Source organism: Muricoccus roseus (genome assembly GCF_900141905.1).
In the GTDB taxonomy this organism is placed as follows: domain Bacteria; phylum Pseudomonadota; class Alphaproteobacteria; order Acetobacterales; family Acetobacteraceae; genus Roseomonas; species Roseomonas rosea.
In genome coordinates, this window is record NZ_FQZF01000005.1 from 65,808 (window position 1) to 79,461 (window position 13,654).

At 70.8% G+C, this 13,654-nt stretch carries 15 protein-coding genes; 10 read left to right on the plus strand and 5 right to left on the minus strand.

Going from position 1 to position 13,654, the window contains the following annotated elements; genetic code table 11:
• Positions 1-30: 30 nt before the first annotated feature.
• Entirely contained in the window at positions 31-399 is a 369-nt protein-coding gene (locus BUB97_RS05320) for a hypothetical protein (RefSeq protein ID WP_073132362.1), read from the minus strand.
• A 95-nt stretch (positions 400-494) separates the two neighbouring features.
• Positions 495-977, minus strand: coding sequence for a Fur family transcriptional regulator (locus BUB97_RS05325; RefSeq protein ID WP_073132364.1), 483 nt, complete (start codon positions 975-977; stop codon positions 495-497).
• A gap of 69 nt (positions 978-1,046) precedes the next feature.
• Between BUB97_RS05325 and hisI the strand changes: the two genes are divergently transcribed.
• The 3 genes from hisI to lpxB all read left to right on the plus strand — a co-directional run bounded on the left by hisI (position 1,047) and on the right by lpxB (position 3,540).
• Positions 1,047-1,523: a phosphoribosyl-AMP cyclohydrolase gene (hisI, locus tag BUB97_RS05330; RefSeq protein WP_086061938.1), complete on the plus strand. Its 477-nt coding sequence runs from the start codon at positions 1,047-1,049 to the stop codon at positions 1,521-1,523.
• An 84-nt stretch (positions 1,524-1,607) separates the two neighbouring features.
• Positions 1,608-2,282 (plus strand): GOLPH3/VPS74 family protein, encoded by a 675-nt coding sequence (locus BUB97_RS05335; protein WP_073132366.1) that lies wholly within the window; start codon positions 1,608-1,610, stop codon positions 2,280-2,282.
• A 79-nt stretch (positions 2,283-2,361) separates the two neighbouring features.
• Positions 2,362-3,540, plus strand: a complete 1,179-nt coding sequence (lpxB, locus tag BUB97_RS05340) for a lipid-A-disaccharide synthase (protein ID WP_073132368.1) — start codon at positions 2,362-2,364, stop codon at positions 3,538-3,540.
• Positions 3,541-3,612: 72 nt separating this feature from the next.
• Here the strand turns inward: lpxB and BUB97_RS05345 are convergent, their stop codons facing one another.
• The 3 genes from BUB97_RS05345 to BUB97_RS05355 all read right to left on the minus strand — a co-directional run bounded on the left by BUB97_RS05345 (position 3,613) and on the right by BUB97_RS05355 (position 7,482).
• On the minus strand, positions 3,613-4,602 hold the full coding sequence (locus BUB97_RS05345; RefSeq protein WP_073132370.1) for a YsnF/AvaK domain-containing protein: 990 nt from the start codon (positions 4,600-4,602) through the stop codon (positions 3,613-3,615).
• Between the two features lie 43 nt (positions 4,603-4,645).
• Positions 4,646-5,047 (minus strand): DUF2382 domain-containing protein, encoded by a 402-nt coding sequence (locus BUB97_RS05350; protein ID WP_073132372.1) that lies wholly within the window; start codon positions 5,045-5,047, stop codon positions 4,646-4,648.
• A 131-nt stretch (positions 5,048-5,178) separates the two neighbouring features.
• A complete protein-coding gene (locus tag BUB97_RS05355) occupies positions 5,179-7,482 on the minus strand; it encodes a bifunctional salicylyl-CoA 5-hydroxylase/oxidoreductase (protein ID WP_073132374.1) in 2,304 nt (767 codons plus the stop codon).
• 105 nt (positions 7,483-7,587) lie between these two features.
• On the opposite strand from BUB97_RS05355, the gene BUB97_RS05360 reads away from it, so the two are divergent.
• From BUB97_RS05360 to BUB97_RS05390, 7 genes are read left to right on the plus strand one after another with little or no spacing between them, the layout of a single operon-like run.
• Positions 7,588-8,340, plus strand: coding sequence for an SDR family NAD(P)-dependent oxidoreductase (locus tag BUB97_RS05360; protein WP_073132376.1), 753 nt, complete (start codon positions 7,588-7,590; stop codon positions 8,338-8,340).
• Positions 8,337-8,846 (plus strand): MarR family winged helix-turn-helix transcriptional regulator, encoded by a 510-nt coding sequence (locus tag BUB97_RS27185; protein WP_073132378.1) that lies wholly within the window; start codon positions 8,337-8,339, stop codon positions 8,844-8,846. Before BUB97_RS05360 ends, BUB97_RS27185 begins: the two co-directional genes overlap by 4 nt.
• Positions 8,843-9,652 (plus strand): enoyl-CoA hydratase family protein, encoded by an 810-nt coding sequence (locus tag BUB97_RS05370; protein ID WP_073132380.1) that lies wholly within the window; start codon positions 8,843-8,845, stop codon positions 9,650-9,652. Before BUB97_RS27185 ends, BUB97_RS05370 begins: the two co-directional genes overlap by 4 nt.
• Complete coding sequence (locus BUB97_RS05375) at positions 9,652-10,812, plus strand: acyl-CoA dehydrogenase family protein (protein WP_073132382.1); 1,161 nt, start codon at positions 9,652-9,654, stop codon at positions 10,810-10,812. The genes BUB97_RS05370 and BUB97_RS05375 overlap by 1 nt, the downstream gene beginning before the upstream one ends.
• Complete coding sequence (locus BUB97_RS05380; RefSeq protein ID WP_073132384.1) at positions 10,809-12,470, plus strand: AMP-binding protein; 1,662 nt, start codon at positions 10,809-10,811, stop codon at positions 12,468-12,470. Before BUB97_RS05375 ends, BUB97_RS05380 begins: the two co-directional genes overlap by 4 nt.
• Positions 12,467-12,955 carry an acyl-CoA thioesterase gene (locus BUB97_RS05385; RefSeq protein WP_086061922.1) on the plus strand — a complete coding sequence of 163 codons (489 nt, stop codon included), beginning with the start codon at positions 12,467-12,469 and terminating at the stop codon, positions 12,953-12,955. Before BUB97_RS05380 ends, BUB97_RS05385 begins: the two co-directional genes overlap by 4 nt.
• Positions 12,952-13,353 (plus strand): RidA family protein, encoded by a 402-nt coding sequence (locus BUB97_RS05390; RefSeq protein ID WP_086061923.1) that lies wholly within the window; start codon positions 12,952-12,954, stop codon positions 13,351-13,353. The genes BUB97_RS05385 and BUB97_RS05390 overlap by 4 nt, the downstream gene beginning before the upstream one ends.
• Positions 13,354-13,654 lie beyond the last annotated feature (301 nt).

Consider the following 13,654-nt stretch of genomic DNA (forward strand, 5'->3'; position numbering starts at 1 on the left):
CCCGGCGCGGGGGCCGGGGCCAGCGCTGTGCTATTCGGTCACGGCGCGCGTGGTGTTGCTCTGGCGGTTCCAGAACAGCGTAACCTTGGAGATCGTGCAGAGATCCAGCCCCCGCCACTCGGACTGGTCGCCATCCGCATAGACGACCTTCATGTCCCAGCTGCAGGTCGAGGCGCGGCGGTTGAACTGGATGTCCACGGAGCGGCCATTCGGCAGGGTGTCCTGCCCCAGCACGTCATTGCCCCAGGAGGAGGAGCTGGACGGGCCGAGATAGACCTCGTTGATCTCATAGCCCGTGCGGTTCACGAGGCTGAAGTCGAGGCGGCTCTGCGCCTGGGCAAGGGCCGGCAGCCCCACCGCCAGGGCGGCGGCGAGCACGGGAAAGAGGCGACGACGCATGGAAGGTCTCCGATCAGGCCGACCAAGCCCGATCGGCGCGACAGGTTAGATAGCGCCCTGTCGCGATAATGTTAACAGCGAAACGAAATCGGGACTCACGCGGCCGCCGCGCACGCCTCGCAGGTTCCTTCCACCTCCACCGTGGCCCGCGCCGGGCTGAACCCCGCCGCCCGGGCCGCCGCGGCCACGGCCGCCGCGACCGAATCGTCCGACAGCTCGGCGGTGCGGCCGCAATTCCGGCAGATCAGGAACTGGTGGGGGTGCTCATGGTCATGCCCATGCGCCGCCTCGGTGCAGGGGATGAAGGCGTTCAGCCGCTCGATCCGGTGGATCAGCCCCTGGGCCAGTAGGAAGTCCAGCGCGCGATACACGGTCGGCGGCGCGGCACCCGGCCGCTCGGCCCGCAGCCGGTCCAGCAGCGCATAGGCCCCCACGGGCTGCCCCGCCTCCAACACCATCTCCAGCACGCGCCGCCGGAGCGGCGTGAGCTGCGCGCCGCGGCGCAGGCAGGCCTCCTCCGCCTCGCGGAGCGCGCCGGACTGGTCGGCCGCTGGGTGATGGTGGTCGCCGTGGGGCATCAAGGTTCCGGGGCGGTCCTGGACTGGCGCACGGAGGACGCCGGCGCCGCTGCCGCCTATATAGGGCGGATGGCCACGCCTCCCAACCGCCCCACCAGCCGCCCCTCTGGCCGCCCCACGGAGTTGCCCCCCTGGGACGCCCCCTCCCCCGAGGCCCGCGCCCGCTTCCTCGCCGCGCTGAAGCCGGACGGGAACGGCCTCGTCGCCGCCATCGCCCAGGCCCATGGCACCGGGGAGGTGCTGATGCTCGCCTGGATGAATGCCGAAGCCGTGGAGGAGACCCTCGCGACCGGCCGGCTGACCTATTACAGCCGCTCCCGCAAGGGCCTGTGGCGCAAGGGCGAGACCTCCGGCCAGGTGCAGCACCTGATCGACCTGCGGCTCGATTGCGACGGCGACGCACTCCTGGCCACCGTCCACCAGGACGGCGTCGCCTGCCACACCGGGCGCCGCTCCTGCTTCTCCTGGGGCCTCCGGGCCGGCGAGGTCGCGCCGCTGGAACCCGTGCTGGCCGATCCCGCCTCGCTCTACGGCGCGGCCCACTAGGCCCGGAATGGCGGAGTGACGATTGACGCTCCCGCCATCGGGGCGCTTCCTTTGCGCCAACGTCACACGGATTCGGGGTTCCCCATGCCGCTCACCATGCCGGAGGAGCTGATCCTCCTGATGCTGGACGACCGGAGCGGTCGGCTGAACGAGATGGCCGGGCCCGCCTCGGGCTATGCCATTGCCGGCGCCATCCTGGCCGAGCTGGCCCTGCACAACCGGATCGACACGGACACGCAGCGCCTCTACGTCACCAACCCCGCGCCCACCGGCGACGACATCCTCGACCCCGTGCTCGCCCGCATCGCCGCCGACCCCGGCCCGGGCCCGGGCGAGGACGACATGCCCCATGGCAGCCGCTGGTGGATCGAGACGCTGGGCCGCGAGGCGGACAGCTTCCGGGACCAGATCTTCGCCCGCCTGGTCGGCCGCGGCATCCTTCGGGAGGAGCAGGGCCGTTTCCTCTGGATCTTCCCCGAGCGCCGCTACCCCGTCATCTCCGACAAGGAGGAGCGCGAGGTGAAGGCCCGCCTGACCGGGGTGATCTTCAACGACGACATCCCCGAGCCGCGCGACTCCCTCCTCATCGGCCTCTGCCGCGCCGCCGGGCTGCTCCCGCTCATCCTCGCCGAGGACGCGCTGGAATCGGCCGAGCCGCGCATCGAGCAGGTGACGAATCTCGAGGAGCTGAACCGCTCCCTCGGCAACGCGGTGCGCGACATCTTCATCGAGATGGCCCGCTACACGCCGCTCATGTAGCGCCCTCCCGGCGCCCGCTCCCGGGTGGGCGCCGAAGCCCGCCCTTCCGCGGGCGCCGCGGCCCGCCTATGCAGGTCCCATGTCGGACCTCCCCTCCCGGGCCGCCCCCGGCCCCCTGCTCTACCTCGTGGCCGGGGAGGCCTCGGGCGATGTGCTCGGGGCCCGCCTGATCGCCCGGATCCGCTCGCAGCGCCCGGACCTCACCTTCGCCGGCATCGGTGGGGAGCGCATGGCCGAGCAGGGCCTGCGAAGCCTCTTTCCCATGCGTGAGCTCGCCCTCATGGGGCTGCTGGAGGTGCTGCCCAACCTCCGCAGCCTTGCCCGCCGCATGGACGAGACCGTGGCGGACATCACCGCCCGCCGCCCCGCCGCCCTCGTCACCATCGACAGCCCCGGCTTCGCCCTGCGCCTGGCCAAGCAGGTAAAGCCGCTGGGCATCCCCGTCATCCACTATGTCGCCCCCCAGGTCTGGGCCTGGCGCCAGGGCCGCGTGAAGGAAATGGCCCACCGGCTGGACCGCATCCTCGCCCTGCTGCCCTTCGAGCCGCCCTTCTTCGAGAAGGCCGGCATCACCGTCACCTTTGTCGGCCATCCCGTGCTGGAAAGCGGCGCGGACCGGGGCGATGCGGCGCGCTTCCGCGCCGCCCATGGCATCCGGCCGGAGGAAAAGGTGGTGTTGGTGATGCCCGGCAGCCGCCGGACCGAGATCCGCCGCCTCCTGCCCATCTTCGGCGAGGCGCTGCGCCTTCTCTCCTCCCGGGTACCGGGCATCCGCCCGGTGGTGCCCCTGGCCGGCCCCGTGGAGGAGGCGGTGCGCGCCGCGGCGCTGGGCTGGAAGCCCGGCCCCATCCTCATCCGCGACCTGACCGAGAAGCACGACGCCTATGCCGCCGCCGCCGCCGGCCTCATCAAATCCGGCACCTCCTCGCTGGAGGTCGCCATGGCGGGAGTGCCCATGGTCGTCGGCTACCGGGTGAACCCCATCACGGCCGAGATTGTCCGGCGGCTGGTGAAGGTGCGCTACGCCAGCATCGTGAATCTCCTGGCCGATGCGCCCGTCATCCCCGAATACATCCAGCAGGATTGCCGCCCGGACCGCCTGGCCGAAGGGCTGGAACGGCTGCTGACCGGCGGGCCGGAAGCCGGGGCGCAGCGCGCCGGCTTCGCCCGCGTCATGTCCCAGCTCGCCCCCCCTGGCGGCGGCAGCCCGAGCGAGGCCGCGGCCCAGGCGGTGCTGGAAGCTGCCCGCCTCGCATAGGAAAAGGGCCGCGGCGACGTGCCGCGGCCCCTCCTTCCGGCCAGAGCGGCCGGGCTGTTCAGACTGGCGTATTCAGACGCCGGCGGGACGCTTCGGCGTGCCCGTCGCGCCGGCGGTCCGGTCGTCCTCCACCTCCACCTCGGTGTGGCGGACCGTGTCGGTGACGTTCTGCGTGCGCTGGCCCATATCCTTGCGGATCACCAGCTCCTCCTTCACCCGCGCCTCCTTGGAGACCACGGCCTCCTCAGAATGCTCCACCGCTTCGATGGTGCGGTCGCGGAAGGCATCGTCGGCGGCCGAGAGCGGCAGGTCCACTGCGCGACGCTCCACATGCACATGCTCGTCGCGCAGCGTGACGGATTCGCTCACCGGCGTCTCCACGACATAGGAGCGCACGCGCACCCGGCCGCGATCCATCTCGCGCTTGCCGACCCGCAGCTGCTCCTCGACGATGGGGATGCGCTCCTCCTTCGTCTCGGTCCCGCGCGCGGCGTTCATTCCGCCCATCGCAGCACCAGTCGTGGCGCCCGTCGTGGCTCCCGGCGCCGTGCCGGCCATGCCCGTGCCGGCAGCCGCCATTCCGGTGGTTCCGCCCACGGCCGGGGTGGAGGTACCGCCCATGGTGGCGGCCCCGACGGCGGCGGAGCTGTTCATCGGCAGGCCCGTGCCGGCCGAATTATCCGAGCCCATGGCGCCCGCCTCGTAGCCCGACCAGCCCGCGCTGCGCCACTCCGCCTCGCGCGTGTCCAGGTCCACCGCACCATGCTCCTCGAACACATCCAGCGCGTGCTCGACGATCGTGTCCGGCACCTCGGCCGAGACGACATAGCCACCGCGGCGGATGCCCTCGGAATAGACGTAGCGGTCCTCGTCGGGGATGAAGAGGTCGCGCAGCGAGGCCCAGAAGCCGCGATCCTCGGTGTCGGCGGCAGAGCCGGTCGAATCCATCTGGCCATGGATGGTGATCCGGCTCGCATCGACGCCGTCATGGCTCCGCAGGTGGGCGATGACAGCCTCGGCCTCGGAACGGCTGTCGAACAGGCCCGTAATGGTGCGCATCATGCAGGCTCTCCTTTTGGGGGGACGCGGAAAGGGGAAGTGGCGCTCAGCGATCCGCCGGGTCGGAGGCGGGCGGCACCCGCTCCACCACAGCATGTTGCACCCGGCGCGTGGCCGGCTGCTCAACGGCGACGTCCTCGTCCGTCAGGCGGAGATGGATCTCCTCCTTCAGGACAAGCCGCTTCTCGACGACGAGAACCTCCTCGACGACGGGAATGATCAGGAGGTTTCCCTCCTGCCGGACACGCGGCATCTCCGACACCTCGCGCCCGACCGGATGTCGCTCCACCTCGGCATGGCGCCGGCGAAGCGTCTCGCGCAGCACCTCCTCCTCCACCTCGGTGGAGAGGGAAACCCGCACGCGTCCGGTTTCGACCACCCGCTTGTCGAGGCGCAGGGTTTCCTCGACGACGGGCAGCACGGTTTCCTCGGGAACCTCGCCCGGCATCACGACCTCATCGCGGGATGCCAGAGAAACGGGCGAGTCGCATGGGGGTTGCGGGACGTTCCGGTTACAGCAACGGGGCCAGGAACGGCACCGCGCCGCCCCTGGCCCCGTTTCCCGCGCCTGACTCCGCCCTAGCGGGCGTGCCGCTTCGGCCGCGCCTTGCGGCGAAGCTCCATCAGATCCGCCTCCTCCCGCGCCGCGCTGCGGAGCAGGGCTTCCTGGCCCCAACGGTACTGCGGCGGGCAGGCGGTGCGCACGCCGTAGCGGGCGGCGGCCTGCAGGGTGAAGGCCGGATCGACCAGATGCGGCCGCGCCAGCGCCACGAGATCGGCCCGCCCGGCCGCGAGGATGGTGTTGATCTGGTCCGGGCCGGTGATGCTGCCGACGCAGATCGTGGCCACCTTCGCCTCGTTCCGGATCATGTCGGACCAGGGCACCTGGAACATGCGCCCGTAATGTGGCGCGCTGCGCGCCACCGTCTGGCCCGTGGAGACGTCCAGCAGGTCGCACCCCTCCTCGGCGAAGGCGCGCGCGACGGCGAGCGTCTCCTCATCCGTGATGCCTCCCTCCGCCCAGTCCGTGGCGGAGACACGCACGCTCATCGGCCGGTCCGCCGGCCAGGCGGCCCGCAGGGCCCGGTAGACCTCCAGCGGATAGCGCAGCCGGTTCTCCAGGCTGCCGCCATACTCGTCCGCGCGGTGGTTCAGCAGCGGCGAGAGAAAGCTCGCCATGAGGTATCCATGCGCGCAGTGGAATTCGAGCATGTCGAAGCCCGCCCGCGCCCCACGGCGCGCCGCGGCCACGAAGTCGTCCCGCACCTTGTCCATCTCCGCGCGGGTGATCGCGTGCGGCACCTGGCTGTTCGGGAAATAGGGCTGCGCGCTGGCCGAGACGATGGGCCAGGCTCCCTCCTCCAGCGGCTGGTCCATCCCCTCCCACATCAGCTTCGTCGCGCCCTTCTGCCCGGCATGGCCGAGCTGGAGGGCGATGCGGCTCTCGCCATGCGCATGGACGAAATCCACGATGCGCTTCCAGCCCGCCTCCTGCGCATCGTTCCACAGGCCCGTGCAGCCCGGCGTGATGCGCGCCTCCGGCGAGACGCAGGTCATCTCGGTGAAGATCAGCCCCGCCCCGCCCGTGGCGCGCGCGCCGTAATGCATGAGGTGCCAGTCATCCGGCATCCCGTCCGTCGCCGAATACTGGCACATGGGCGAGACGACGACGCGGTTGGGAAGCGTCATTCCCCGCAGGCGGAAGGGCTGGAACATCGGCGGCGCGCCCCTCACGGCGGGCAACCCTCCGGCCGCCACCTCGCCCTCGAACAGCGCGCGCGATTCCTCCACGAATTCCGGCGCGCGCAGGGCCAGGTTGTCCCAGGTGATGGCCTTGGAGCGCGTCATCACCCCGAAGGCGAAGCGCGTCGCCGGCATGTGCCAGAACCGGTCCACATGCTCGAACCAGACCAGCGACACATCCGCCGCATGCTGGATCTTCTCCACATCCTCCCGCCGGCCGGATTCGAAGCGCGCCAGCGCCTCCTCCACCGCTCCGCCCCGCATGAAGGCGCCATGCAGCGCGATCGCATCCTCCATCGCCAGCTTCGTGCCCGAGCCGATGGAGAAATGCGCCGTGGCCTTGGCGTCGCCCAGCAGCACCACATTGCCCCTGGACCAGCGGGCGCAGCGCATCATCGGGAACTGCCGCCACATGCTGCGGTTGGTGACGAGCCGATGGCCCTGCAGCTCCTCGGCGAAGACCTCCTCCAGGAAGGCGGCGCTCGCCGCCTCGTCCATGGCGCCCAGCCCCGCCCGCTCGAAGGTCTCGGGATCCGTCTCCAGCACCCAGGTGCTCGCATCCCTCTCATACTGGTAGCAATGGGCGATGAAGATGCCTTCGGGCCGCTCCTTGAAGAAGAATGTGAAGGCGTCGAAGGGCCGGGTGCTGCCCATCCAGGCGAAGCGGTTGGGGCGCAGGTCGATCTTCGGGGCGAAATGCTCGGGGTCGCTGTTCCGCACGGCGCTGTTGATGCCGTCGGACGCCACGATCAGGTCCGCATCCGGAAAATCCTCCGGCCGCGCCTCGCGCCCGAATTCCAGCTCCACCCCTAACGCGCGGGCCCGCTCCTGCAGCAGCATCAGCAGCGTGCGGCGCGAGCAGCCGCAGAACCCGTTGCCGCCGATCCGGTGCACGGCGCCCTTGGCGTGGATCTCGATGTCGTCCCAATAGGCGAAGGCGTCGCGGATCGCTTCGTAGGAGGGCTGGTCCGCGCGCTCGAAGGTTTCCAGCGTCTGGTCGCTGAACACCACGCCGAAGCCGAAGGTGTCGTCGGCCCGGTTGCGCTCCACCACCGTGATCCGCGCCTCCGGCCGGTCCCGCTTCATCAGGATCGCGAAATAGAGCCCGGCCGGCCCGCCGCCGATGACCGCGATCCGCATGGGAAGCCTCCTGGATGCCCGAACCGGAAATAGTTTAGGCTTCAACTTTCAGGGGGTTCAACAGGCTTGCGGCGGCCCTCCGAAACATTTTAGGCTTCAAGCATCATGGACGGCATTTCCGGGCGGCAGGCAATCGTGACGGGGGGAGGCTCAGGCATCGGCCTGGCCATCGCCGCCGCGCTGACCGGGGCGGGCGCCGCGGTCACCGTACTCGGCCGGCGCGAGGCGCCGCTGCGGGCCGCCGTGGAAGCCGGCAAGGCCCAGGGCTTCGAACTGGCCGACATCACGGCGGAAGGCGCCTTCGCCGCCGCCCTCGCCCGCTGCGGCCACCCCGCCATCCTCGTGAACGCGGCCGGCGCCGCCGAAAGCGCGCCCTTCCTCCGCACGGGGGACGAGCTCTGGGACCGGATGCTCAAGGTCAACCTGCTCGGCGCCGCCGCCACCACCCGCGCGGTGCTCCCCGCCATGCTGGAGGCCGGCTGGGGCCGGGTGGTGAACATCGCCTCCACCGCCGCGCTGCGCGGCTACCCCTATGTCACGGCCTACACGGCCGCCAAGCACGGGCTGCTCGGCCTCACCCGCGCCCTCGCGCTGGAAGTGGCCACCAAGGGCATCACCGTGAACGCCGTCTGCCCCGGCTTCACGGAAACGGACATCGTGGCCGAGAGCGTGGCCCGGATCACCGCCAAGACCGGCCGCAGCGAGGCCGAGGCGCGGGCCGAGCTGGCCCGCCACAACCCCCAGGGCCGGCTGGTACGGCCCGAGGAGGTGGCGGCCGCCGTCCTCTTCCTCTGCGGCAACGGAGCGAGCGCCGTAAACGGCCGCGCCATCGCGGTGGATGGAGGCGAGGTGCCATGACCCCGCCCGACACGCATGTGGATGCCGAGACCGCCCTGGACCACGCCCCGGCCGGTCACAAGGACGACCTCCGCCTCTGGCTGCGCATGCTCTCCTGCGCCCGGCTCATCGAGGCCGAGATCCGCCGGCGACTGCGCATCAACTTCGACACCACCCTTCCCCGCTTCGACTTCCTCGCCCAGCTCGAACGCGCCCCGGATGGCCTCACCCCCGGCGAGATCAGCCGCCGCATGATGGTCACCGGCGGCAACGTCACCGGCCTCGCCGCCAGGCTCGAGGAGGAAGGGCTGATCGAGCGCCGTGCCGTGCGGGAGGACCGCCGGGCCGTCACCCTCCGGCTGACGCCCTCGGGCCGCCGCGAATTCGCGCGCCAGAGCGCAGCACATGAGGACTGGGTGGCGGAGCTTCTCGGCGGCCTGTCCGCCACGGATCGCGGCGCGCTGCTGCGGCTGCTGGACCGCACACGGCGCAGCGTGCGCGGCGCCATTTCGGAGGGCGGGGCATGAGCCTCAAGGATTTTGCGGCCAGGCATGTCCGCCTCACGGTGGAGGGCAAGACGGCCTCCATCCTGCTGGACCGGCCTGAGCGGAAGAACCCGCTGACCTTCGAATCCTATGCCGAGCTGGTCGCGATCTTCCGCGCCGCCGTGCAGGACGACACGGTCGGCGCCTTCGTCGTCTCCGGCTCCGGCGGCAACTTCTGCAGCGGTGGCGATGTGCACGAGATCATCGGCCCGCTGCTGGACCGCGACACCAAGGGCCTGATGCAGTTCACCGCCATGACGGGCGAGCTGGTGAAGGCCATGCGCGCCTGCCCGCAGCCCATCCTTTCGGCGGTGGACGGCATCGCGGCCGGCGCCGGCGCCATCATCGCCATGGCATCCGACCTCCGCATCGCCACGCCACGCGCCAAGGTCGCCTTCCTCTTCAACCGCGTCGGCCTCGCGGGCTGCGACATGGGGGCTTGCGCCATGCTGCCCCGCATCATCGGCCAGGGCCGCGCCTCGGAACTCCTCTACACCGGCCGCTCCATGTCCGCGCAGGAAGGGCTGGAATGGGGCTTCTTCTCCCGGACCGTGGAGCCCGAGGCCCTGATGCAGGCCGCCGAGGACCTCGCGCGCGGGATCACCGAGGGGCCCGGCTTCGCGAATGCCATGACCAAGCGGATGCTCGCCATGGAATGGGCCATGTCCATCGAGCAGGCCATCGAGGCCGAGGCCGTCGCCCAGGCCCTCTGCATGACCACCGCGGATTTCCGCCGCGCCTACGAGGCCTTCGCGGCCAAGCGCCGCCCGGTCTTCGAGGGCAACTGATGCCCGACCGCGACTTCCTCTCCTGGCCCTTCCTCGAACCCCGCCACCGCGAATGGGCGGAGGAGGTCGAAGCCTGGGCGGCCGCGCATGCGGCCCGCCTCTCGGAAGGCGACACGGACGCGGCGGTGCGCGCGCTCACCCGGGCCATGGGGGATGCCGGGCTCCTCCGCGTGGCGGTCCCCCGGGATGGCCGGCTGGACGTCCGCTCCCTCTGCATCGCGCGCGACACCCTCGCCCGCCATTCCGGCCTCGCGGATTTCGCCTTCGCCATGGCGGGGCTCGGCACCGGCTCCGTCACCCTCTTCGGGGATAACGCGCTGAAGGATCAATTCCTCCCCGCCGCACGCGCCGGCGCCGCCCTCGCCGCCTTCGCGCTCAGCGAGCCGGAAGCCGGCTCCGACGTCGCGGCCCTCTCCACGAGCGCCAGGCGGGACGGCAACGCCCATTGGCGGATCGACGGCAGCAAGACCTGGATCAGCAATGGCGGCATTGCTGGCACCTATGTCGTCTTCGCCCGCACCGGCGAGGCGCCGGGCGCCAAGGGCCTGACCGCCTTCCTCGTCCCCGCCGAAACACCCGGCCTCACCATCGCCGAGCGCATCGAGGTCTCCGCCCCGCATCCCCTCGCCACCCTGCGCTTCGATGGGCTGCGCATCCCCGACACGCACCGCCTGGGCAAGCCCGGGGACGGCTTCAAGGTGGCCATGGCCACGCTGGACGTGTTCCGCTCCACCGTCGGCGCCGCGGCCCTGGGCTTCGCCCGCCACGCGCTGGACCTGACCGTCGCGCGCGCCTCCAACCGCCATCTCTTCGGCGGTCCCCTCTTCAACCAGCAGATGACCCAGGCCGCCATCGCGGAAAGCGCCGTGGATGTGGAGACCTCCGCCCTCCTCGTCTACCGCGCCGCCTGGCTCAAGGATTCCGGCGCGCCCCGCGTCTCGCGGGAGGCCTCCATGGCCAAGCTCCACGCGACAGAGGCCGCCCAGCGCGTGGCGGACCGCTGCGTGCAGATCCACGGGGGGCACGGCGTCGTCCGCGACCACCCGGCCGAAAAACTCTACCGGGAGGTTCGCGCGCTGCGCGTCTATGAGGGCGCCAGCGAGGTGCAGCGGATCATCATCGCCCGCGCGGAACAGGCGCGGGCCGAGGGGGCGGCATGACGCAAACCAGCACGATGACGGCCGAATGGTCCGGCGCCACGCCGGACCTCGCGCCCAGCGCGCATATCGACACCTTCCCGCGTGACAACCTGCCGCCGCGGGACCAATGGCCCGAGCTGCTCTTCGACCTGCCCGACTACCGCTACCCCGCCCGCCTGAACTGCGCGGTCGAGCTGCTGGACCGCAATGTCGGGAACGGCCGCGGCGACCACCCCGCCATCATCACCCCCGAGGAAACCCTCACCTACCGCCAGCTGCAGGACCGGGTGGACCGCATCTCCAACGTGCTCATGCGCGACCTCGGCATGGTGCCGGGCAACCGCGTCATGCTCCGCAGCGCCAACAATGCCTGGATGACGGCCACCTACCTCGCCGTGCTCAAGGCCGGCGGCGTCGTCGTCGCCACCATGCCCCTCCTCCGCGCGAAGGAGCTGGGACAGATGCTGGAAAAGGCCCGCATCACCCACGCCCTCTGCGACGTGAAGCTCCGCGACGAGATGGAGAAGGCGGCCGCCGAGGCGAAGCACCTGAAGCATGTCGTCTACTGGGGCGAGGGGGATCTCGAATCCCGCTGCGCCGCCCAGCCGGCCGGCTTCACCGCCTGCGACACGGCCGCCGACGATGTCTGCCTCATCGGCTTCACCTCGGGCACGACCGGCCTTCCCAAGGGCACCATGCATTTCCACCGGGACATGCTGGCCATCTGCGACGGCTATTCCCGCCACGTCCTCCGCCCGACGCCGGAGGACCGCTTCATCGGCTCCGCCCCGCTCGCCTTCACCTTCGGCCTCGGCGGCCTCGTCCTCTTCCCCTTCCGCATCGGTGCCACCGGCATCCTGCTGGAGAAGGCCGGGCCCGATGAGCTGCTTCCCGCCATCGAGAAGTACCGCGCCACCATCCTCTTCACCGCGCCCACCGCCTATCGCGTGATGGCGCAGAAGGCGGATGGGTTCGACATCTCCTCCCTCCGCAAATGCGTCTCCGCCGGCGAGACCCTGCCACGCGCCATCTTCGATGCCTGGGAGAAGGCGACCGGCCTCCGGCTGATGGACGGCATCGGAGGCACCGAGCTGCTGCACATCTTCATCGCCGCGCCGGAGGAATCCCTCCGCCCGGGCTGCACGGGCCTGCCCGTGCCCGGCTACCAGGCGAAGGTGATCGACATGGATGGCCGGGAGGTTCGGCGCGGAACGCCGGGCTGGCTCGCCATCCGCGGCCCGATCGGCTGCCGCTACCTGGCCGATCCCCGCCAGTCCGATTACGTCCGCCACGGATGGAACGTCACCGGCGACGTCTACATCCAGGACGAGGACGGCTACTTCCGCTACCAGGGCCGCGGCGACGACATGATCGTGGCCGCCGGCTACAACATCGCGGGTCCCGAGGTGGAAGGCGCCCTCCTCACCCACCCCGCCGTGCGCGAATGCGGCGTCGTCGGCGCGCCGGACGGCAAGGGTGGCATGCTCGTGAAGGCCTATGTCGCCCTCAAGCCCGACTTCCTGCCCAGCGATGCCCTGGCCAAGGCCCTGCAGGACCATGTGAAGGCCGAGATCGCGCCCTACAAATACCCCCGCATCATCGAGTTCCTGGAAGCCATGCCGCGCACCGAATCCGGCAAGCTGCAGCGCTTCGCCCTGCGCAAGATGGCCAATCCTTGACGGCCCGCCCCTCCCCCATCCCGGCCTCCCACCTCCCCGCCGCCGCCTACCGCGCGGCGGCACGGGTGCGCTTCGGCGACTGTGACCCGGCGGGGATCGTCTTCTTCCCCAACTGGTTCGTCCTCGCCAACGCCGCCATGGAGGACCTGTTCCGCGAGCGGCTGGGGATCGACTTCCACCAGCTGCACGGCAAACGCGGCATCGGCACGGGCTTCGTCCATGCCGCCGCCACCTTCATGCGCCCGGGCATGATGGGAGATGAGGTAATGCTCACCCCCCTCATCCGCAGGGTCGGTGGCGCGTCCTACGCCATCGACCTGCACATTCATCGCGGGGAGGAGGAACTGGCGCGGCTGGACCTCGTCACCGCCACCACCCACCTCGCCAGCCGCACCAGCGTGCCGGTGCCGCCGGACCTGCGCGCCGCCCTGCTGCGCTACCAATCCGAATGCGGCCCCGTGGCGGGCCAGGAGAACCCCGCATGAGCGGCCCGCTCGACATCCTCCAGCCCCCGGGCTGGCCCGCCCCGAAGGGCTATTCCAATGGCGTCGCCGGCCGCGGCCGCGTCGTGCTCGTCGGCGGCCAGATTGGCTGGGACGAGCAGGGCTGCCTCGCCGAGGGCTTCGTCGCCCAGACGGAGCAGGCGCTCCGCAACATTCTCGCCGTGCTGGGGGAAGCCGGCGCGGGGCCGGAGCATGTCGGCCGCCTCACCTGGTACGTGGTGGACATGGACGAATACCGGGCCTGCCTGCCCGAACTCGGCCGCGCCTACCGCGCCGTGATGGGACGAAACTTCCCCGCCATGGCCCTGGTCTGCGTCGTCGCCCTGGCGGAACCCGGCGCGCGGGTGGAAATCGAGGCGACCGCTCTCATTCCGGACTGATTCTTTCCGCCACGGAGGGCTCCGCCCTCCACCCGCCAAGGGCCTGAGGCCCTTGGAACCTCATCTGACTGCCGTGGATACCCTGATCGAGGGGGTCTCTGCCCCCATCCTGCCTTTGCAGTCGCCTCGGGTCATCGACCCGAGGCGCACCGTCAGCCGAACAATTCCAATTCGAAGAAAAAGAAGAAGGTGAGGGGTCCGGGGAGAAGAATTCCTTCTTCCTCTCCCCGGGACAGACCGACACCCCAGAACGCCCCACCCCACAGAACCCCAAGGGATGCATTGCCCCGCCCCCTACCCT